This is a genomic window from Paraburkholderia hospita (assembly GCF_002902965.1).
GTDB classification, from domain to species: Bacteria; Pseudomonadota; Gammaproteobacteria; order Burkholderiales; family Burkholderiaceae; genus Paraburkholderia; species Paraburkholderia hospita.
In genome coordinates this window covers 326,064-346,142 of sequence record NZ_CP026106.1, presented here as the reverse complement: position 1 = coordinate 346,142, position 20,079 = coordinate 326,064, and the positions used below count along the sequence as shown (strand labels likewise).

The following is a 20,079-nucleotide window of genomic DNA, read 5'->3' as shown; positions in this document are numbered from 1 at the left end:
ATTGTTCGTATGAGTGCGGCGGCGTTCATCGCGTCCGCCTGCCGCACTCGATGAGTTCACGTGCGTCGATCAGATTGTGCGCCTGTTCATCTGCCCTGCGATGTAGTCGGCCTGACGGATCGCCAGCGTCACGATGGTCAAGGTCGGGTTTTCCGCCGCGCCCGTCGTGAACTGGCTGCCGTCGGAGATGAACAGGTTCGGCACGTCATGCGTCTGGCCGAAACGGTTGCACACGCCATCCTGCGCTTTCGCGCTCATGCGCGCGGTGCCGAGGTTGTGCGTCGACGGATAGGGCGGCACCTTATACACGGTCTTCGCGCCCGCCGCCTGATACACGGCGCTGCCCTGTTTGAAGCCGTGCTCGCGCATCGCTTCGTCGTTCGGATGGTCGTCGAAATGCACATTGGGCACAGGCAGGCCGTACTGGTCCTTCACGTCGGTATTCAGCGTGATGCGGTTGGTTTCGCGCGGCATGTCTTCGCCGACGATCCACATGCCTGCCGTGTACGGATACGCGTCCATCGCCTGGGTGAAGTCCGAGCCCCATGCGCCGGGATCGAGAAACGCCGCATAGAAAGACAGCCCCAGCGACACCGTCTCCATGTGATAGCCGCCCGCGAAACCACGCGACGTATCGAAGCGCGCTTCGTCTTCGATGATGCCCGCCATCGTCGTGCCCTTGTACATGTCGACCTTGTCGTTGAACACGGCATAGACGGAGCCCGTCGTGTGACGCATGTAGTTGCGTCCCACCTGTCCCGACGAATTCGCCAGCCCGTCAGGGAAGCGGCTCGAATGCGAATTCAGCAAGAGACGTGGCGTTTCGATCGCATTGCCCGCCACCGCGACGATCCGCGCCTTCTGGCGTTGCAGCTTGCCGGCGGCGTCGTAATAGACGACGGCGCTTGCCTTGCCCTTCGCATCCGTTTCGATCTTCACGACCTGCGCCTGGGTGCGCAATTCCATGTGACCCGTGGCTTGCGCGCGCGGAATCTCCGTGTAGAGCGTCGACCATTTCGCACCTGTGCGGCAGCCCTGGAAGCAGAAGCCGCGTTGGAAGCAATGCGCGCGGTCGTCGCGCGCGATGCTGTTGGTCGCCATGTGGCCGGTGTTGCATTCCTTGTAGCCGACCTTCGTTGCGCCGTTGTACATCACCTTGAAGTTGTTGTTGCCAGGCAGCCCAGGCAAACCGTTCGTGCGCGTCACGCCCATTTTCTTTTCGGCGCGGTCGTACCACGGCGCCATCTCCTCGCCCGTCACGGGCCAGTCGAGCAGGTTCGCGTCCTTGATCGTGCCGTAGTTCGTTTTCGCCTTGAATTCGTGGGGCTTGATGCGCAGGCTCGCGCCCGCCCAGTGTGTCGTCGTGCCGCCGACTGTCTTGCAGATCCACGCGGGCAGGTTCGGGAAGTCGGTGGCAACGCGCCACGTGCCCGACGTCGTACGCTTGTCGAGCCACGACAGCATCGAGAACGAGCCCCATTCGTCTGTGGTGAAGTCGCCTTGCGTATGCATCTTGCCCGCTTCGAGCACGATCACGTCGATGCCCTTTTGCGCCAGCTCGTTCGCCAGCGTGCCGCCGCCCGCGCCGGAGCCGATGATGACCACGGCGCGCGCATCGTTGTGCGAGAAATGCACCTTGTTGTTGTCGTCCATGTCAGGTCTCCGTTGCTCAGCTGTCGGTGGGAATCGGACCGCTCGCGGCGGCGGGCGGATTCGGCAGCCACGCCAGATCGTTGAAGCCCTTGGTCAGATAGCCGCCGTCGCCTTGCGCCGCGCCGTAGCCGAAGTGCGCATACGCCATGTCGTTGCTGTACAGCGAGACGATGGCCGTCGTGCGCACGGTCGTGAAGAACGGCGTTTTCTGCATCGCGGCGACATCGCGCGCCTGCTCGGCGGGCGTGCGTTTGGTCCAGTCCGAACCGTTGAGCGCGTCGAGCTGCTTCACGCCGTCGGCGAGTTGCTGACGCACGGCCGGGTCTTTCTGCGCCTTCGCGTCGAGGTCCTTGACGACGAGCGCATAGACCGCGTCGTCGAGCGTCTTGTGCGGGTATTGCTGCTTGACGAAGGCGAGCAGCACCGCGCCTTGATGCGTATCGAGCGCCTGCATTTCGAGCGCCCATACGCGGCTGGGCGCAAGCGTCGCGAGGATCGACGGGAACGCGAGCGTGCCGATCAGCACACCCGTGCCCTTGAGCCACTCGCGCCTCGCCAGCGAGCGCGGCGCATGCGGTGCATCCGGCTCATGAGCCGTGGCAGACGTTGCGGCGATTGGAATCACTCTGTGACTCATGCCTGTCTCCTTGATGGTTGTGTTGTGGGGGTACCGCGTCATGCGCGGCTTTCTATTGGTAATGTCCGTGCCGTTCGAGCACTTCGATCTTGTAGCCGTCCGGGTCCTGAATGAAGAAGTAACGCGCGAGCAACGCGCCGTCGTCGTTCTTGAATTCGCGCACGTCGTTCGGCGTCATGCCGAGTTGAAGGAGACGCTCGCGCTCCCGCTTCACGTCGTCGACGACGAACGCGACGTGCCCGTAACCGTCGCCATGCGAGTACGCGTCTTCGCGTCCCTTGTTCCAGGTGAGTTCGATCTCGTTGTCGGATTCGTCGTTGCGCAGATAGACAAGCGAGAAATCCGGAAAATCGAGCCGATGCGAAGGCTCGAGCCCGAACGCACGCTGATAGAACTTCAGCGAGCGGTCGAGATCCTGAATGCGGACCATCGTGTGGATCATCTTGGCCATGTCGTCCCTCCTCCGTTTGATGCTGAGTGTAGGAGGGCAATGTGCGCCGTGGTAATGCAGGGCTAAATGCGCTTAGGGACTTGCCCTATGCTGCAGATGCGTGCGGGTGCGATGGGATCGGAAGGTGTCTTCGAGTGTGAAGACGATGCGATGCGCCGTCGGGCAATGAAGTGCGGCGCAGCATGCGCGCACGGCGCATGCTGCTGTTCGACGCACGATCCAGGGTAAGCGATAGGCCCGTGCGAATGTCGCAGCGTGGCTGCTGCGATGCGCCATCTGCTGGATGACCGCGAGCCTATAAAGCGTTCACCTCGTGCGGCGGGCTGATGCCCGCATGCGCGAGCGCTTCATGCAGCGTGTCGAATACGTTCGACTCGCCGACGACCTGCGTTATACGATGCCGGTCCATATCGGCGCGCAGATAAGGATTCACTCGCCCGAAGATGACAGCCACCTTGCGCTCCTGCAGATCCGCAATCAGATCGCTCAGCGTGAGGGCCGCCGAATAGTCGAGTGCGGTGATCGCGCCGGCATCGATGACCAGCGAATGGAGGTCGCCTGATGCCGCATCGACGAGTTCGATCACTTCCGCTGTGAAGACATGATCGTTGGCGAAGAACAGATCGGAGCCGAAGCGGTACACGATGAGTCCCGGCGCGGTCATGATGCCCGGCTTCGCGGGCACGGGCTGCCATCTTCCGCTGGCGGGCGACGGTTCCATCACCATCGTATGCGGGCGATAGCTGTGCCGCACATGCCGCAGCAGCGACAACGCGACGGCGAGCAGAATGCCATGCTCGACGCCGACCATCACGACGGCTGCCGCCGTGATGAGCGCGAGCGTGAACTCGCCGGGGCTTTCGGCGCGGATCGCCGCGAGGCTCGGCACGTTGACGAGACCGACCGCGATCGTGAACACGATCCCGGCGAGCACGCAATGCGGCAGGTATTGCAGATACGAGCTCAGAAACAGCAGCACGACGACGACCACACCCGCGAACGCCAATTGCCCGATCTGGCTGCGCGTGCCGGCGCGTTCGGCCATCGCTGTCTGCGTCGGACTGCCGTTGACGACGAACGTGCCGCTGAATGCGGCAGCTGCATTGGCCGCGGCCAGCCCGAGGATGTCCGCGTTGGTGTCCACTTCTTCGTGATACTGCTGCGCGAACACGCGAGCCGCGGCAGCGCTTTGCGCAATGATCATTACGAAGCACGACGCCGCCACGGGCACGAGGTCGAGAAACTGTTGCCACGTGACAGCCGGAAACGCGAACGGCGGCAGACCGCCGCTGATCGGGCCGAGGATGGTAATGCCGTGCCCGGCGAAATCGTAGGTCTTGCTCGCGGCGATGCTGCCTATCACGGCGAAGAGGGGAATCGGCACGCGCGGCAAGAAGCGCTTGCCGACGAGAATCGCGCCCACCACCAGCACGGTGAGCGCGAGCGTCGGCAGTTGCGCATGCACGACATGCCCGATCACATAAACCAGTTGCGCAAGACTCCGCGACGAAGGATACGGCACGGTCATGCCGAACATGTCGCCCAGCATCGCAATCGATACCTGTATGCCCACGCCCGTCAGGAAGCCGACCAGCACGGTACGCGAGAGGAAATCGGCGAGAAAGCCGAGCCTGAAGATGCGGGCAACCAACAGGAGCGCCGCCGTCAGCAATGCGACCATGCCCGCCAGCGCGACATACTCGACACTGCCCATCGGCGCAATGGTCGACGCGCGGCTGGCGAAGATGGTCGCCGTGGCCGAGTCGGCGGCGACCACGAGGTGGCGCGACGCGCCGAAGAACGCGAACGCCACGAGCGGCAGAAATACGGTGTACAGCCCCGTCACGGCGGGCATGCCGGCGATGCGCGCGTAGCCGAGCACCTGCGGTATGTCCATCGACGCGAGCGAGATGCCGGAGAACACGTCGCGCCATGCGCTCGCCCGGCCGATCGGAAGGATGCCTTTCAGAAGGCTCAGGGATGCTGAAGATTTTTCTTTTGAGTTATGCATGCTCAAGTACGTTGGAGTGCTATCCACGCATCCTGCCCTGAATGCTTGCGCTGTGGCAAGGAGCCTCGGCGCATATCCGCGCTCCGTACCGGAAATCATTCACACATCTGTACCGGTACTGTACCGGCTCCGATCGGTACACTGTCGCCAATCTCGAAATAGTTTGCGGAGCCGACCATGACCCTCGACATCCTGAGCGCCGGCGCCCTGCCCGCCGGCATCCTGTTCGCGCTCGTCACGACCATCACGCCCGGACCGAACAATACGATGCTGCTCGCATCCGGCGTCAATTTCGGTTTTCGCCGCACGCTGCCGCATATTCTCGGGATCAGCGCGGGCGTCGCGTTGCTGATGCTGTCAGTGGGATTCGGGCTTGGCGAAGCGTTCCGCCGCTTCGAGGTGCTGTACACGGTGCTCGAAGTGCTGAGCGTCGTGTATCTGCTGTACCTCGCGTGGAAAATCGGCACGTCGGGCGAGATGCAGGTCAAGAAGGGCGAGCGCCGCCCGATGCGCTTTCATGAAGCGATCGCCTTCCAGTGGGTCAATCCGAAGGCGTGGATGATGGTGCTCACGGCCGCGACGACGATTCATCTGAGCGCCGACTTCGGCATCAACGCGCTGTTGATGGCCGTGCTGTTCTATGTGATCGGCTTGCCGTGCATCTGCCTGTGGGCCGCGTTCGGCACTGCGATGCGCCGCGCGTTGTCGAACCCTGTGTGGCTGCGCACGTTCAACATCGCGATGGCGTTGATGCTCGTCGCGACGCTTTATCCCATCGTGTTGCGCCTGCTCGCGTGACGCGCGGACAGTCTGGAAATTTTTCTCGCCTTGCACGCCATTTTGGCCAGCCGCGGCGCGCTTCAAATGTCCGTTTTCCGCCACGGCCCGTCTCGCGAATTGAAAGTAGAATAGCCAACACATAACCCTGTTCTCGCGAGCGGGCTCAACGCTGTCCTCGCCGGCATCATCGCCGGATTGCGGCATTTGACGGGCTCGATAATTGCTCCAAGACCACGGTTATCTCCGAGCAGATTTCACCGGCGCGTACGCGACGCGCCAGTCCCGCCATTGACAGACGCAGACCGCAAGGGTCGGAGGCGTTGCACACATGGACGCACAGGAATCTCCGGACCGCGAGCGCGGCGGCCGGCAGCAGCAGTACGACAGCGCGCCTCTGCCGGATAGCGACGATCCGCAGGCACGGCATTACAGCTGGGTGCAGATCTGTCTGATCTCGGCGATGGGTCTCGCCGTCGGCGTGATGGGCACGGCTGCGTATGTGATCTGGTTCAACCGCGACCAGGTGGCCTACGCCGAAGCCGTCGAATCAGCCCGGCGCCCGCTGCCCACAACGGCAACCAGCGCGAACGGCGATCTGCGCATCCCGAGCCATGCAACTGCAGCTGTGCCGACGAGTTCAGTGTCGGGCCGCGTGATACCGGCACCGCCGACGCAAAAGCCCGCGCCCACCAACACCGACTCGCTCGCCGCAGCGCAGACAGCCGACGACAACACGGACGCAGACGCGGACCCGGACGACTCGTCGCAAGCCGCGCGCACCGCGCCCGGGCCAAACAATTCCGCCGCCGCTCGCGCCGACCGTGGCAAGCAGCAGGGCAACGCCGCGCGCCATGCGCAACGGGCGAAACCGAAGGAAACGTTCGTGTCGCGGCTGACCGCGATGTTCCGCAAGGTCGGCTACCACCGCCGCACCCGAGAGCCCGGCAACAACCCCGATCCGTATTCGCACCCCTAGCCCACCGGCGTGAAGCAAACCGTCACGCCGATCCGCCCGCTCAGCCCGCGATGGCGCCCGCAGCCGATCGTGGTCGGCGCGCTCGCGCTCGCATGCCTCGTGGTCGGGCTGCTCTATGTCGCCGTGCAGGTCAAGGCGCTATTCTCCGATCACTTCCAGCAGCAATACGCAACGCTCGTGCTGGAAGCCGTCGGGCGGGCCGACAGCGCGCTCAACGTCGCGAGCCTGCTGAAGCGCAACGCGCCTTCGAATGGCGCTAACGCGACATACCAGCAAGCGCTCGACGAACTGGGCGCACGCGTCACCGAACTCGACGCGCTGATCGGATCGAGCCCCGTTCCCGCGCCGCGCTTGCCGCAAGCCAATGCAACAGCAAAAAGTCTTGACGAACTGAAGCAGTCGCTCGCGGCCACGGCGGACTACTGGCACGCGCGACGCGACGCCGTCAGTCACGATGTCCGCCGGCGCACGCTGCGCGTCGCGAGCGTGCTCGCCGTGCTGACCGTCGTGGTGACGGGCGCGCTGTTCGCGGCGCTCGTCGTGTTTGCGCGGCGGCATCGGCGGCTCGCGGGTCTCACGCATCAGTTCCGCCACGCCGCCCAGCATGACGCGATGACGGGCCTGCCCAACCGCCAGCAACTGCTCGCGCGGCTCGACCGCATCGCAGCCGAGCGCGCGCCCGGCAAATGCGCGGTGCTGTATGTCGACCTCGACGGCTTCAAGCAGGTCAACGACACCCTGGGTCACGCCATCGGCGACGAATTTCTAATCGTGCTCGCGCAGCGCTTTCGCCAGTCGCTGCGGCCCAGCGATATGGTCGCGCGCATGGGCGGCGACGAATTCGCGGCGCTCGTCTCCGGCTTCGGCAACGACACGGAACTCGCGGGCATCGCCGCGCGGCTGATGAACTGTGTCGGCGAAACCGACACGCAAATGGGCCTCGGCTTCGTGCGCGCGAGCGTCGGCATCGCGACCTATCCCGATCGCGTCGCCGATCACCGGCTGCTCGTCGCCGCCGCCGACGGCGCGATGTACGAAGTCAAACGCCACGGCAAGAATGGCTACGCGTTCGCCGTCAGCCCCATTCCGCCCGCATGATTTCGACGCGAGGCACCGCTTCCATCGAGTCGATTCCAGCGATCAACGCCGCCAGTTCAGCACGTCCATGCTGTTTCAATCGAATCTGAGAAACACAATCAACTTCCGTCCGGCGCTGCCGTTATAAGGGTTCAGCAAGGCGCGGCAGCATGCGCGCCGTCTCCTATGAACGGTCGAGTTGAAGTGCCTCACGCGTCAACCATCAGCCAGTGAAGAACATCGCGTCCGTAATGAGGTCGTTGACAGGCAGACTTCGCACATCCATCAAGCGCTTGCGGCCCCGCGGTCACGGCAACGCGCCGCATCGCGCGTTCATTCTGTTGCCCGCGCTGACCGTGCTGATCCTCGCTGTTTTGTGGGTCACGATCCTGATGCGCCTGCGCGTCGAAAAGACAGCCGTGCTGCACGACGCGCGTGTCGCGGCCGGCACCGTCGCGGGCGCGCTCGACACGCACACGCTGAAAACGATTCACGACGTCGACACGATTGCGCTGCTGGTCAAATACGGCTACGAAAGCTCGCCCGACACCTTCGACCTCAAGAAATACCAGGCTTACGGCCTCATCACCGCCGACACGGCGCTGCAAGTCACATTAGCCGGCGCGGACGGCCATGTGATCGCGTCGACGATTCCGTTTTCCGGCGCGATCGACCTCAGCGACCGCAAGCACTTTCGCGTGCATCGCGAGCGAGCCGATGTCGGGCTGTTCCTCAGTGAACCGCTGATTGGCCGCATCTCGCGGCAATGGTCGATTCAGGCGACGCGGCGCATCAACCGTCCGGACGGCAGCTTCGGCGGCGTCGTGATCGTGTCGGAGAATCCCGCCTGGCTCACCGACGGCTTTTACACGAGCGCCGCGCTCGGCGAGCACGGCATGATCGCGGTGCTGTCGGGCCGAGGCTCGATGCTGTCGCGCCGCGCAGGCGACGCGCCGAGCCGCACGGGCGAGTCGCTGCCGACGGGCTACGTCGATCCGCGTGCGAACGACGAAATGTTCACCGACCCGATCGACCGCGTGGAGCGCATCATCGCGCGCCGCGAGGTCAAGCGGTACGGGCTCACGGTGATGGCGGGCCTGTCCGTCGCCGAGACGCTCGACGACTACTACCGGATGCGCCGTGTCTACGTGACGATGGCAAGCGTGATTTCGGCGATTCTGGTCGGACTGTCCACGTGGATCGCCGCGCTGATCCTGAAACTGCTGAAGGGCCGGGAGCAGTTGCACCGGCTCGCGCATACCGACCGCCTGACGGGTCTGTCCAATCGCGGCTGCATCATGGATCTGCTCGATGAAGCCGTCGCCGCGCCGGACGCCGCTGGCCGCGTGGCCGTGATTTTCGTCGACCTGGACCGCTTCAAGGAGCTCAACGATACGTTTGGCCACCATCTGGGCGACACGATTCTTGCTGAGATCGCGCGGCGCCTGACGGATGTTGCGCAGGGCCGAGCGCAGGTCGGACGGCTGGGCGGCGACGAGTTCCTGGTCGTGATCGAGGACGACGCGGCGCTGGCGCCCGAGGTCGCCGCCGCGATCACGGCGGCGCTGGAGGTGCCCGTCAGCGTGCACGGCAATGCGTACCGCGTGTGCGCGAGCCTCGGCATCGCGGTGCTGCAACCCGGCGAACGCGCGGAGGATCTGGTGAAAAGCGCGGACCGGGTGATGTACGACGCAAAGGAACTCAGCCGCGCGAACCGCGCGCCAAGGGCAAAAAATGCGCTCGTCGCGTGATACGCGGACAACTCGGGGCAGAGCCATACAACGCGTTCGGCCCACAGTTTGGTCGCGGCGCAACGAATGCTTCTAAAACAGGGAAACCGGCTCAAGCTTTGCGGCTTGCTGTCGTTAGCGCAGTGTATGGAAAAGAAACTTGCACAACGCATCGTCAGTTCGGCGCACCGCGCGGCAGAAGCGATCGCGAACGCCCGCGCGGATCTGCTCGAAGTCCAGCGGGATCAGCTGTACAGCCGCGTGTTCATCGGGCTGCTGGAAGATAATGTCGGCGCGGCAAACATCGGCGAACTGATCGACTCGCTTGCCAGGCCCTGACGTTACCTGTCGCGCCTCCCGTGCTCAGCCCCGGCCGATTCGCTCGATGAAGCGCCACAACGCGTCATCGGTCGAATGCGGGACGTTGAAGCGGAACCACGCGCTCGGCGCATCGTCGGGACGGAAATAGGAACCTGGCGCGAGCCAGATGCCGTCGGATAGTGCCGCCGTCGCGATCTCGCCCGCGCGCTCCGGCTCCACGGGCAAGCGGGCGAACAGGAACAGCCCCGCGCGCGGCCGGTGAAACGCTTCGAGCCCCAGCGCATCCAGCCGTTCCTCGACGATCGCGTGCGCCGCGCGCAGCCTCTCATTGACCTGCTCGACATGCCGCGCGTAGCGCCCTTCGTTCAACACCTTGTCGACGATCCGCTCGATCGCCTCCGACGACGTCAGCCCAACTGCCATCTTCGTGCGCGCCAGCTCGCGCAGCACGTCGCGCTCGGCGACGACATAGCCGCACCGCAACGCGGGCGTCACCGTCTTCGAAAAGCCGCTGATGTACAGCACGCGGCGTAAGCCCTCCATTGCCGCGAAAATCGGCGCGCCGGGGGAGCCAAGCTCGCGGCTCACGTCGTCCTCGATCACCCACATGCGATTGCGCTCGGCGATCTGCAGCAGTCGGAACGCGGACGCCATGCCGTAGGTCGCTCCCGTCGGATTCTGCAAGGTCGTGTTGACGAAGATCGCCTTCGGATGATGCGCGTCGACGATTTGCTCCAGCACGTCCGTATCGATGCCCGCCGGGGTGCGCGGCACGCCGATCACGTTCAGCCCGGCGAGCTTCAGAATTTGCAGCAGGTTGCAGTAGCCCGGATCTTCGACGACGACGGTATCGCCCGCGCGCAGCAGCGTGCGCACGATCAGGTCGAGCGCCTGGGTCGCGCCCTGCGTCAGCAGCACGTTCGACACCTCGACGGGCAGGCCGCGCCGGTCCATCTGCTCGGCGATCTTCGCCCGCAGCGGCGCGAAGCCGTACGGATGCCCGTAGTCGCCGAGACGCGCGGCGGGCACGCGGCTCATCGCGCGAAATGCGTGCTGCATGCCCGTTTCGTTGATCCACTCGTTGGGCAGCCAGCCGCCGCCCGCCTTGATCGGCATGGAATGGTCGGCGAACACGTCGGACAGCAGCCAGGTCGCCGTGAGGCTGGGCGGCTGCCAGTCGACGGTATTCGCATGCGCGGCCCGCGCGCGCGGCGCGACGCGATAGCCGGAGCCGCGCCGTGCCGTCACGAGGCCCATCGACACGAGCCGGTTGTACGCCTCCGTCACCGTGAACGTGCTCAGCGAATGCGATTGCGCAAGCTGCCGCACCGACGGCAACAGCGCGCCGGCGCGCAGCGCCTGGCTGTCGATTGCATGCGCGAAGCCTTGCACCACCTGCTCGACGAGCGTCGGCGCTAAACGGCGGTCACGATCCAGTTCGAGTTCGATCATCAGGGTTAATCCAGACGGCAACAGATACCGCGTCAATTCCAGCACAGTTGGTCCGATTCGACCAGCACAGTTAGCAGCGCAGTGAGTGAACTGTTTATGTCCGCCATTTAACCTCGGACGCTACAGTTTCGCTATCCATTCGAGGAGAAACTCATGACTTCGCGCCCTGTAATCGACGATCTGTCGAACTTCTGGATGCCTTTCACCGCCAACCGCCAGTTCAAGTCGGCGCCGCGCCTGCTGGAATCGGCGAAAGGCATGTACTACCGTTCGACCGACGGGCGCGACGTGCTCGACGCATGCGCGGGCCTGTGGTGCGTGAACGCGGGTCACGGCCGCGATGAGATCGTCGCTGCCGTCCAGAAGCAGGCCGCCACGCTCGACTTCGCGCCGACCTTCCAGATGGGTCACCCGCTCGCGTTCGAAGCGGCGTCGAAAGTCGCGGAACTGATGCCCGAAGGGCTCGACCGCGTGTTCTTCACGAACTCCGGCTCGGAGTCAGTCGATACCGCGCTGAAGATCGCACTCGCCTATCACCGCGCGCGCGGCGAAGGACAGCGCACGCGCCTGATCGGCCGCGAGCGCGGCTATCACGGCGTCGGCTTTGGCGGCATTTCGGTTGGCGGCATTGCGCCGAACCGCAAGACGTTCTCGGGCGCGCTATTGCCGTCCATCGATCATCTGCCGCATACGCACAACCTCGAACACAATGCGTTCTCGAAGGGCCAGCCGGCCTGGGGCGCGCATCTCGCGGACGAACTGGAGCGCATCGTCACGCTGCACGACGCGTCGACGATCGCCGCGGTGATCGTCGAACCCGTCGCGGGCTCGACGGGCGTGCTGATCCCGCCGCAAGGCTATCTGCAGAAGCTGCGCGACATCTGCACGAAGCACGGCATCCTGCTGATTTTCGACGAGGTGATCACGGGCTTTGGGCGTCTGGGCGCAGCAACGGCCAGCGAATATTTCGGTGTGAAGCCCGATCTGCTGACGATGGCCAAGGCGATCAATAACGCCTCCGTGCCGATGGGCGCCGTCGCGGCGAGCCGCACGGTGCACGACACGATCGTCAACGCCGGCGCGCAAGGCGCGATCGAGCTGTTCCACGGCTATACGTACTCCGCGCACCCGCTGGCCGCCGCCGCCTGCGTGGCGACGCTCGACCTGTATCGCAGCGAAGGGCTGTTCGAGCGCGCGGCATCGATAGCGCCGAAGTTCGAAGCCGCCGTTCACGCGCTGCGCGACGCGAAGTACGTGAAGGACATCCGCAATCTCGGCATGGTCGCAGGCGTCGAACTGGAGCCGCGCGACGGCGCGCCTGGCGCGCGCGCTTACGAGGCGTTCGTCAAGTGCTTCGAGGCGGGCATGCTGATCCGCTTCACGGGCGACATTCTGGCTTTCTCGCCGCCGCTGATCATCGACGAAGCGCAGATCGACCAGATCTTCCAGACCGTCCGCAACGCGCTGGCTTCGATCCAGTAAGCGTCTTGCACGCCGCTGCTGCTCGCCGATCGTTTAATCGGCGGCGAGCGCGGAGGCGGTTCTCCCGCTGACCTTCAGTGATGCGCACGCGCGGCCCGCGTATGCGCAGCCTTCTTCGCGGCCGCCGACCGGCCCGCCGCGCCCTTCGTCGCAGCCGCCTTCTTCGCCGCAGCCGAGCGGCTTGCGGCCGGACGACGCGCTGCCGCTGCCTTGGTCTGCTTCGACAACGCTTCCTTCGATGCGCCTTGTCCGCTTTCGCGTTTCAGCACGGCCTTGGCAACGCGCGAGCGTTTCGCCGTCGATTCGCTGCTCGGACGGCGTGCGGCCGTGGTCTTCGAGGCTGTTTTCGCCGTAGCCTTCTTCGCGGCTGAGTGCTTTGCGGCAGGCGTCTTCTTCGGTCCCGCAGCCGTGTCCTTCGCGGCTTTCTTGCGCGTGGCCGCGCTCGTCGTTCCCGCCTTCGGCTTCTTCAGCGCGACGCCTGCGCGGCGAGCCTTCGACAGACCGATCGCGATCGCCTGCTTCGCCGATTTGACGCCGTGCTTGCCCTCGCGTACGTGGTCGATTTCTTCCTTCACGAATTCGCCCGCTTGAGTGCTCGACGACTTGCCGGCGCGCTTGTCGGCGGCGGCACGCTTGAGGGTTGCTTTATCAGGCATGACAGTGCTCCCGTTGAATGGTGGCCTGCCATACGCAGCAACGGGTGTGCCTTGCCCTCGCCGACGCCTGTCCTGGCTTGAAAGCCCTGCGTTTTTGCGGTCCTCCGCCCGCTCGCCAAGCGAAGGGATGCTTCGATTCGCGCTGCCTGGCAATCACGACGCAGGCGGCCTCGATGCACAACGAAGGCTGCGCAATGCGCCGATAGCGTCTATGGTTTACGTCAAAGGCGGCGATGCAACCGTCAGGAGACGCCTCATGAACACACAGACAGTCAGGGCAGGCGCCCATATCGAAGGGATTCACTGGGTGGCGGAATACGCGGAGACGATGCACGAGATCCGCATCTTCCGCGAAGGCCAGGAAGTGGACGTGCACAATGCGCCATCGACGCTGTTCGGCGACGAAGAGAACGCCGGTTCGAAAAGCTGCGCGGACCATCGCGCGGCGGAAGCGGCCGTGCTCGCGTATCTGCGCCATTTCGTGGCCGAGCACGACGCCGAGGAATGATGGCGCGCGAATAAAAAGGCCAGCCGCGCGGCTGGCCTTCCGGACGCGTCTTACCTGTTCGCGGAATCAGTCCGCGGGACGCAGTTTCTTCACTTCGGCGTCGGACGGCTGCACGCTCGCGCCGTCGATATAGCGATACGACGTCATCACACCCTTGCCGTCCTTCAACGCGGTCACACCGACGAACGCACCCATCGTCGACTGGTTGTCCTGCGGGCGATACATGATCGGCCCGAACGGCGTATCGACATTCAAGCCCTTGAACGCGGCCGCGAGCTTGTCGGGATCGGTTGAGCCCGCCTTCTTGATGCCGTTTGCAATCGACATCAGCGCCGCATAGCCGACCACCGAACCGAGGCGCGGATAGTCGTGATACTTCGCTTCGTAGTCCGCGACGAACTTCTTGTTCGCGGGTGTATCGATGGAATACCACGGGTAGCCCGTCACGATCCAGCCGACGGGCGCTTCTGCGCCGAGTGTGTCGAGATAATCCGGCTCGCCCGTCAGCAGCGACACGACGCTGCGGTCCTTGAATAGCCCGCGCGTATTGCCTTCGCGAACGAACTTGCCGAGGTCTGCGCTGAACAGCACGTTGAAGATCGCGTCGGGCTTCGCGTCGGCGAGGGCCTGCACGGTCGAGCCGGCGTCCAGGTTGCCGAGCGGGGTTGCCTGTTCGGTGACGAACTCGACGTCGGGCTGCGCGGCCTTCAGCAGCTTCTTGAACGTGGCCACCGCCGACTGGCCGTATTCATAGTTCGGGTACACGAGTGCCCAGCGCTTTTTCTTCAGCTTTGCCGCTTCGGGCACGAGCATCGCGACCTGCATGTACGTGGAAGGACGCAGGCGGTACGTGTACTTGTTGCCGTCGGCCCAGACGATCTTGTCGGTGAGCGGCTCGGCGGCGAGGAAGAACATGCGCTTCTGTTTCGCGAAGTCCGTTAGAGCGAGGCCCGTGTTCGACAGATAGCCGCCGAACAGCAGTTGCACCTGCTCGCGGGCGATGAGTTCTTGCGCTACGCGGATCGTGTCGCCGGGGTTCGCGTTGTCGTCGCGTGAGATTACTTCGAGCTTTTTGCCTAGCACGCCGCCGGTTGCGTTTACCTGATCTAACGCGAGATTCCAGCCGTTTTTATAGGGCATCAGGAAGGCGGGCTGTGCCTTGTAGCTGTTGATTTCGCCGATTTTGATGGTCTGTTGCGCGGAAGCGCTGAGGGCCGTCAGCGAGACGGCTAGTGAAGCGGCAATGCGGGAAATCCATGCTGCGCGCGAGGTCATGCGGTGGCTCCGTTTTATTTATCCGTTCAAGGGTGCGGGTGGGATGGGTGAAGGTTGAATCGTACCGGTTCTTTGCGTTCGCGGTGCGGGCGTTGGTTTTGGTTTGCTCGTGGTTGCGCTGGCATCCGCGTTTTGCCTTCGTGCTTCAAGCGTCGCCCCTGTGCGGGGCGGCACCTACTTTTCTTTGCCGCCGCAAAGAAAAGTAGGCAAAAGAAAGCGGCTCACACCGCCAACATTTCTTCCTGCCTGAGGGCCCCCAAAGGGTCTTACGCTTCACACGGCAGCATTTCTGTTCGCGTTCGTTGCCAACGCTTCGAATGACCGCCTCACCCACTTCAAACACCCGAACAAGAGCTAGCGGTAGCGAATGGTTTGCGCCGCCCAGGTGGCAAACTGTGTGTAGGTTGTCGCGTCGTATAGCTTGGCGCTCTTACATGGTGGGACGCGTGCGCTATTGGTCCGAAGTGAAGCGTGTGCAGCGCTACAGCCTACACACAGTTTGCCACCTGGGCGGCGGTGGAATATCTGGCACGGCATGCTGCGACGCGGGCGCGTGAAGTGGGTGAGGCGTCAATTCAGAGCGATGGCAACAAGCATGCGTCACGTGATTGCCGTGTGAAGCGTGGGACCGGTTGGGGGCCCTCAGGCAAGAAGAAATGTTGGCGGTGTTAGCCGCTTTCTTTTGCCTACTTTTCTTTGCGGCGGCAAAGAAAAGTAGGTGCCGCCCCGCACAGGGGCGACGCTTGAAGCACGAAGGCATAGCGCGGATGCCAGCGACAAAACCAGCAAACCAAACCGCCCGCGCCACGAAGACAAATCCCGGATGCCACCGCAAAGGCTAGAACAACCAAACCAACCGGCAACGCCCTTACCACGAAGGCCTAAACGCGAATGCCAGCGCAAAGACAAAACACCACAAAACAAGGCATGCGCAGCAACCACCCCCTCGCGGATGCGAGCGAAAACCAAACCCCAACCCCCAGCGTCGCAGACATCAAACCCCCAGATACGCCCGCCGCACACCATCATCCCGCGCGAGTTCGTGCATCGCCCCACCATACCGAATCTGACCTTTTTCGAGCACATACGCGCGGTCACTGACCAGCTCGGCAAAATGAAAGTTCTGCTCAGACAGAAGAATGGACAACCCCTCGCGCTTGAGCTCAAGAATCATATTAGCCATCTGCTCGACGATCAAAGGCGCGACGCCTTCCGACGGCTCGTCGAGCAACACCAGATACGGATTCCCCATCAGCGTCCGCGACACAGTGAGCATCTGCTGCTCGCCACCGCTCATCTGCCCGCCGAGACGCTGCGGCATCTCACCGAGATTCGGAAACAGCTGGAAGAGCTTGTCGGGCGTCCACGCAGGCGCCCCCGCGCGCTCGGGCTGCCGCCCCGTGTCGAGATTCTCCATCACAGTGAGACCAGAGAACACCCGACGATCTTCAGGCACATAACCGAGCCCCATCCGGGCAATCCGATGCGGCGGCAACGCAGAGATATCGGCCCCGTCGAAATGAATCGCGCCTTCACGACGCGCCATCAACCCCATGATCGACTTCATCGTCGTCGATTTGCCCGCACCGTTACGGCCCATCAGCGCGACAACTTCGCCGCGCCCCACTTCGAGGCTCACGTCGAAGAGGATTTGCGCGCGCCCGTAGAACGCATTCAGTCCGTCGACTTTCAGCAGTGGTGCGTTCATGTGCGCGGCTCCGTGTGTGGCTCGCCGCCATCGTGCGATAACGCCGCGCGCGGCTGGAACGTCTTGCCCGTGCCGAAGTAGACGGCCTGCACGTTGGCGTCGTTGCGTATCGTTTCCGCGTCGCCCTGCGCAATCAGCTTGCCGCGCGCAAGCACGATGATCCGGTCCGCAGTGGAAAATACGACGTCCATGCTGTGCTCGGTGAACAGCACGCCGATATTGCGCTCGGCGGAAAGACGCTTCGTCAGCGCCATCAGCTCAGTGCGTTCCTGCGGCGCCATGCCCGCCGTCGGCTCGTCCATCAGCAGCAGCTTCGGTCGGTTCGCGAGCGCAATGGCCATCTCGACACGCTTCACGTCGCCATAGGCAAGCACGCTGCACGCGCGTTGCGCATGCGCCGTCATGCCGACCTGCTCGAGCAGCGCAAGCGCTTCATCCTCGAAGTGCGACGCTGCCGGTTTCCACAATCCGTATAGACGCTTTTCGCGCGATACGAGCGCAATCTGCACGTTTTCAAGTACGGTCATCGAGTTGAAGGTCGCCGCGACCTGGAACGTGCGGCCGACGCCGCGTCGCCAGATATCACGCGGCCGCATGCCGACGAGTTCGTGTCCGTCGAGCATCACCGAGCCGTGCGTCGGACGCAGTTGTCCGTTGACGATGTTGAAACACGTCGATTTGCCAGCGCCGTTCGGGCCGATCAAGGCGAGCAGTTCGCCGGGCTTCACGTCGAACGAAACGTCGTCGACGGCTTTCACGCCGCCGAATGACATCGACAGATTCGATACGCGCAGAAGGCTCATTGGCGGCCTCCTGCTTGTGCTTCATCGCGCTCGAAGCGCTCGCGGACGAACCCCACGATGCCTTGCGGAAACGCAATCACCAGCAACAGGATCGCGATGCCTAGCAGCGCCTGCCAGTAGTCGGTCTGACGCGCGACGGTGTCCTGCAGCCACGTGAACAGCGCCGCGCCCGCGACGGGCCCCGTCAACGTCTGGATGCCGCCGAGCAGCACCATCACGAGTCCGTCGACGGAACGGCTCACGCTGATCACTTCCGGCGAAATCGTGCCTTTGGAAAATGCGTACAGCGAGCCAGCAAGCCCGCAGAACAGCGACGCAATCACGAACGCGGCCCATTGCACGCGTTTCGTGTCGATGCCGATGGCTTCCGCGCGCAACGCCGAATCGCGGGACGCGCGCATCGCAAATCCAAGCGGCGAGAACAGCATGCGGCGCAACAGCCACACGCCGAGCACGGCGAACGCGAGCGTCAGGTAGTAGTAGGCGACGGGCGACGACAGCCAGTTCGACGGCCATAGCCCAAGGATGCCGTTGCTGCCGCCCGTCACGTCGTCCCACTGATACACGACGGACCAGACGATCTGCGCGAACGCGAGCGTGAGCATCGCCAGATACACGCCCGACAGTCGCACGCAGAACCAGCCGAACACCAGCGCGCCGAGCACCGCGAGGAGCGGCCCGAGAACGAGCGCGGCTTCCATCGGCAGATCGACCACTTTCAGAAAGAGCGCTGCGCCGTACGCGCCCAGGCCGAAGTACGCGGCATGACCGAACGAATGCATGCCTCCCGGTCCCATGATGAAGTGCAGGCTTGCCGCGAACAGCACGGCAATCAGAATTTCGACGAGCAGCACGGGCATGTACGGAAATGCGCCGGCGGCGAGCGGCGCGAGCACGAGCACGGCCAGCACGCATGCCGCGAGCCACCTGAGCTGCTTGCCTGCGGGCTTCAATGGCATTTCCGCGGGCGCCGCCGCGCGAACCGTCGACGTCGCGCGTCCCAACAGGCCCCACGGTCGCACGACGAGCACGACGGCCATCACGACAAACTCCGCGACGAGCGTGAATCGGCTCAACGACAGGTCGACGCCGAACAACGACACATGTCCGATGCCAATGCACAGCGCCTTGATCTCCGCGATCAGCAGCGCCGCGATGAACGCACCCGGAATCGAACCCATCCCGCCGACCACGACGACGACGAACGCGTTGCCGATCGTTTCGATATCGAGCGACAGATTCGCCGACATGCGAGGTCCCTGCAATGCGCCGCCAAGCCCCGCGAGAAACGCGCCTACGAAGAACACGCCCGTGAACAGCCACGCCTGGTTGATGCCGAGCGCGCCGAGCATCTCGCGATCCTGCGTCGCCGCGCGCACGAGCGTGCCCCAGCGCGTGCGCGTCAACGCGTACCACAGCAACAGGAGCACGAGCGGCCCGATTACGATCAACGCGATGTCCCACGTGGGCAGTTGATGACCGAGCAGTTCGACGGCACCGGACAGACGCGGCGCGCGCGGGCCGAACAGGTCCTGCGGTCCCCATATCGCGAGTGCGGCGTCGCGGAAGATCAGCACGAGCGCGAATGTCGCTAGCAGATGGAACAGTTCGGGTGCCTTGTAGATGCGCCTCAGCACGACGAACTCGACGAGCGCGCCGAGTATGCCGATCACCAGCGCAGAGGCGAGCATCGACAGCCAGAAGCCGATGACGCTGCTCGTGCCGAAGCGGCTCGCGATGCTGTAGGCAACGTAGACACCCAGCATGTAGAACGATCCATGCGCGAAGTTGACGATGCGCGTGACGCCGAAGATCAGCGACAGGCCCGCCGCGACGAGAAAGAGCGCCGAGGCGTCGGCGAGTCCGTTGATCAATTGGACTAGCAGGTTGGGAAGCATTTTTGCCTGGCGGCGGGTGGGTTGGGGTTAGGTTGTGTCGGGCGACAGGTATACCGGAAATGTTTTTGGTTTGCAGGGGTTTTTGATCTGCGGTTTGGTTTTTTGTTTGCAGCCGCGGGGCGGTGGGGGTGGTCTGTCTGTCTTTGCGGTGGGCATCCGCGGTGTGCTTTCTGTGTGCAGGAGTTGCCGGTCGGTATGTTTGCGTTTTCGCTGGCATCCGCGCTATGCCTTCGTGCTTCAAGCGTCGCCCCTGTGCGGGGCGGCACCTACTTTTCTTTGCCGCCGCAAAGAAAAGTAGGCAAAAGAAAGCGGCTAACACCGCCAACATTTATTCTTGCCTGAGGGCCCCCGGCGGCCCCGCGCTCCACGCGGTAACGCGCTATCGCCTGCCCGTTGCCAACGCTTCGAACTGATGCCTCACCCACTTCAGACACCCGTACAAGGGCCAGCAGCAGCGAATGGTTTGTGCCGCCCAGGTGGCAAACTGTGTGTAGGTTGTCGCACCGCACAGGTTAGTGCTCTTACCAGAAACACCAACCTTGCGATTCAGTCCGGAGTGATGCGCGTACGGCGCGAAAGCCTACACACAGTTTGCCACCTGGGCGGCCGAGGTCTATCTGGCACGGCGTGCTGCGACGCGGGCACATGAAGCGGGTGAGGC

General features: G+C 63.8%; 17 protein-coding genes. 7 read left to right on the top strand and 10 right to left on the bottom strand.

The window, feature by feature from the left end; genetic code table 11:
* Positions 1-69: 69 nt before the first annotated feature.
* From C2L64_RS19890 to C2L64_RS19875, 4 genes are all read right to left on the bottom strand, one after another.
* Positions 70-1,653 (bottom strand): GMC family oxidoreductase, encoded by a 1,584-nt coding sequence (locus C2L64_RS19890; RefSeq protein ID WP_009771611.1) that lies wholly within the window; start codon positions 1,651-1,653, stop codon positions 70-72.
* A gap of 16 nt (positions 1,654-1,669) precedes the next feature.
* Positions 1,670-2,290 (bottom strand): hypothetical protein, encoded by a 621-nt coding sequence (locus C2L64_RS19885; protein ID WP_009771610.1) that lies wholly within the window; start codon positions 2,288-2,290, stop codon positions 1,670-1,672.
* A 52-nt stretch (positions 2,291-2,342) separates the two neighbouring features.
* A complete protein-coding gene (locus C2L64_RS19880) occupies positions 2,343-2,741 on the bottom strand; it encodes a VOC family protein (protein WP_007748683.1) in 399 nt (132 codons plus the stop codon).
* 295 nt (positions 2,742-3,036) lie between these two features.
* Positions 3,037-4,752, bottom strand: a complete 1,716-nt coding sequence (locus C2L64_RS19875; RefSeq protein WP_009771609.1) for a SulP family inorganic anion transporter — start codon at positions 4,750-4,752, stop codon at positions 3,037-3,039.
* A 177-nt stretch (positions 4,753-4,929) separates the two neighbouring features.
* Here C2L64_RS19875 and C2L64_RS19870 point away from each other — a divergent pair, with 177 nt between their 5' ends.
* The 5 genes from C2L64_RS19870 (at position 4,930) to C2L64_RS19850 (ending at position 9,654) form a co-directional block, all read left to right on the top strand.
* Positions 4,930-5,550: a LysE family translocator gene (locus C2L64_RS19870; protein ID WP_009771608.1), complete on the top strand. Its 621-nt coding sequence runs from the start codon at positions 4,930-4,932 to the stop codon at positions 5,548-5,550.
* A gap of 310 nt (positions 5,551-5,860) precedes the next feature.
* Entirely contained in the window at positions 5,861-6,508 is a 648-nt protein-coding gene (locus tag C2L64_RS19865; RefSeq protein WP_009771607.1) for a hypothetical protein, read from the top strand.
* Between the two features lie 9 nt (positions 6,509-6,517).
* Positions 6,518-7,606 (top strand): GGDEF domain-containing protein, encoded by a 1,089-nt coding sequence (locus tag C2L64_RS19860; RefSeq protein ID WP_009771606.1) that lies wholly within the window; start codon positions 6,518-6,520, stop codon positions 7,604-7,606.
* Between the two features lie 230 nt (positions 7,607-7,836).
* Positions 7,837-9,336 (top strand): diguanylate cyclase domain-containing protein, encoded by a 1,500-nt coding sequence (locus C2L64_RS19855; RefSeq protein WP_009771605.1) that lies wholly within the window; start codon positions 7,837-7,839, stop codon positions 9,334-9,336.
* Between the two features lie 126 nt (positions 9,337-9,462).
* On the top strand, positions 9,463-9,654 hold the full coding sequence (locus C2L64_RS19850) for a hypothetical protein (protein ID WP_009771604.1): 192 nt from the start codon (positions 9,463-9,465) through the stop codon (positions 9,652-9,654).
* 24 nt (positions 9,655-9,678) lie between these two features.
* On the opposite strand, the gene C2L64_RS19845 is transcribed toward C2L64_RS19850, so the two are convergent.
* The gene (locus C2L64_RS19845; protein ID WP_009771603.1) at positions 9,679-11,088 is read right to left on the bottom strand and encodes an aminotransferase-like domain-containing protein; all 1,410 of its coding nucleotides are present in this window, start codon (positions 11,086-11,088) and stop codon (positions 9,679-9,681) included.
* A 153-nt stretch (positions 11,089-11,241) separates the two neighbouring features.
* On the opposite strand from C2L64_RS19845, the gene C2L64_RS19840 reads away from it, so the two are divergent.
* Positions 11,242-12,570: an aspartate aminotransferase family protein gene (locus C2L64_RS19840; protein ID WP_009771602.1), complete on the top strand. Its 1,329-nt coding sequence runs from the start codon at positions 11,242-11,244 to the stop codon at positions 12,568-12,570.
* Between the two features lie 74 nt (positions 12,571-12,644).
* On the opposite strand, the gene C2L64_RS19835 is transcribed toward C2L64_RS19840, so the two are convergent.
* Positions 12,645-13,226 (bottom strand): DUF6496 domain-containing protein, encoded by a 582-nt coding sequence (locus tag C2L64_RS19835; protein WP_009771601.1) that lies wholly within the window; start codon positions 13,224-13,226, stop codon positions 12,645-12,647.
* A gap of 256 nt (positions 13,227-13,482) precedes the next feature.
* Here C2L64_RS19835 and C2L64_RS19830 point away from each other — a divergent pair, with 256 nt between their 5' ends.
* Entirely contained in the window at positions 13,483-13,734 is a 252-nt protein-coding gene (locus C2L64_RS19830) for a hypothetical protein (RefSeq protein ID WP_007748721.1), read from the top strand.
* 66 nt (positions 13,735-13,800) lie between these two features.
* Here the strand turns inward: C2L64_RS19830 and C2L64_RS19825 are convergent, their stop codons facing one another.
* From C2L64_RS19825 to C2L64_RS19810, 4 genes are all read right to left on the bottom strand, one after another.
* Positions 13,801-15,009: an ABC transporter substrate-binding protein gene (locus C2L64_RS19825; RefSeq protein ID WP_009771600.1), complete on the bottom strand. Its 1,209-nt coding sequence runs from the start codon at positions 15,007-15,009 to the stop codon at positions 13,801-13,803.
* Positions 15,010-16,003: 994 nt separating this feature from the next.
* The gene (locus C2L64_RS19820) at positions 16,004-16,717 is read right to left on the bottom strand and encodes an ABC transporter ATP-binding protein (protein WP_007587331.1); all 714 of its coding nucleotides are present in this window, start codon (positions 16,715-16,717) and stop codon (positions 16,004-16,006) included.
* A complete protein-coding gene (locus C2L64_RS19815; RefSeq protein ID WP_007587332.1) occupies positions 16,714-17,520 on the bottom strand; it encodes an ABC transporter ATP-binding protein in 807 nt (268 codons plus the stop codon). The genes C2L64_RS19820 and C2L64_RS19815 overlap by 4 nt, the downstream gene beginning before the upstream one ends.
* Entirely contained in the window at positions 17,517-19,418 is a 1,902-nt protein-coding gene (locus C2L64_RS19810) for an ABC transporter permease (RefSeq protein WP_007587333.1), read from the bottom strand. The genes C2L64_RS19815 and C2L64_RS19810 overlap by 4 nt, the downstream gene beginning before the upstream one ends.
* Between the last annotated feature and the right edge of the window lie 661 nt (positions 19,419-20,079).

What these genes read in the sequence shown, in the direction of transcription:
- C2L64_RS19890 (WP_009771611.1), bottom strand. Translation starts at nt 1,653, where the DNA reads ATGGACGACAACAACAAGGTGCATTTCTCGCACAACGATGCGCGCGCC.
- C2L64_RS19885 (WP_009771610.1), bottom strand. Translation starts at nt 2,290, where the DNA reads ATGAGTCACAGAGTGATTCCAATCGCCGCAACGTCTGCCACGGCTCAT.
- C2L64_RS19880 (WP_007748683.1), bottom strand. Translation starts at nt 2,741, where the DNA reads ATGGCCAAGATGATCCACACGATGGTCCGCATTCAGGATCTCGACCGC.
- C2L64_RS19875 (WP_009771609.1), bottom strand. Translation starts at nt 4,752, where the DNA reads ATGCATAACTCAAAAGAAAAATCTTCAGCATCCCTGAGCCTTCTGAAA.
- C2L64_RS19870 (WP_009771608.1), top strand. Translation starts at nt 4,930, where the DNA reads ATGACCCTCGACATCCTGAGCGCCGGCGCCCTGCCCGCCGGCATCCTG.
- C2L64_RS19865 (WP_009771607.1), top strand. Translation starts at nt 5,861, where the DNA reads ATGGACGCACAGGAATCTCCGGACCGCGAGCGCGGCGGCCGGCAGCAG.
- C2L64_RS19855 (WP_009771605.1), top strand. Translation starts at nt 7,837, where the DNA reads ATGAGGTCGTTGACAGGCAGACTTCGCACATCCATCAAGCGCTTGCGG.
- C2L64_RS19850 (WP_009771604.1), top strand. Translation starts at nt 9,463, where the DNA reads ATGGAAAAGAAACTTGCACAACGCATCGTCAGTTCGGCGCACCGCGCG.
- C2L64_RS19845 (WP_009771603.1), bottom strand. Translation starts at nt 11,088, where the DNA reads ATGATCGAACTCGAACTGGATCGTGACCGCCGTTTAGCGCCGACGCTC.
- C2L64_RS19840 (WP_009771602.1), top strand. Translation starts at nt 11,242, where the DNA reads ATGACTTCGCGCCCTGTAATCGACGATCTGTCGAACTTCTGGATGCCT.
- C2L64_RS19835 (WP_009771601.1), bottom strand. Translation starts at nt 13,226, where the DNA reads ATGCCTGATAAAGCAACCCTCAAGCGTGCCGCCGCCGACAAGCGCGCC.
- C2L64_RS19830 (WP_007748721.1), top strand. Translation starts at nt 13,483, where the DNA reads ATGAACACACAGACAGTCAGGGCAGGCGCCCATATCGAAGGGATTCAC.
- C2L64_RS19825 (WP_009771600.1), bottom strand. Translation starts at nt 15,009, where the DNA reads ATGACCTCGCGCGCAGCATGGATTTCCCGCATTGCCGCTTCACTAGCC.
- C2L64_RS19820 (WP_007587331.1), bottom strand. Translation starts at nt 16,717, where the DNA reads ATGAACGCACCACTGCTGAAAGTCGACGGACTGAATGCGTTCTACGGG.
- C2L64_RS19815 (WP_007587332.1), bottom strand. Translation starts at nt 17,520, where the DNA reads ATGAGCCTTCTGCGCGTATCGAATCTGTCGATGTCATTCGGCGGCGTG.
- C2L64_RS19810 (WP_007587333.1), bottom strand. Translation starts at nt 19,418, where the DNA reads ATGCTTCCCAACCTGCTAGTCCAATTGATCAACGGACTCGCCGACGCC.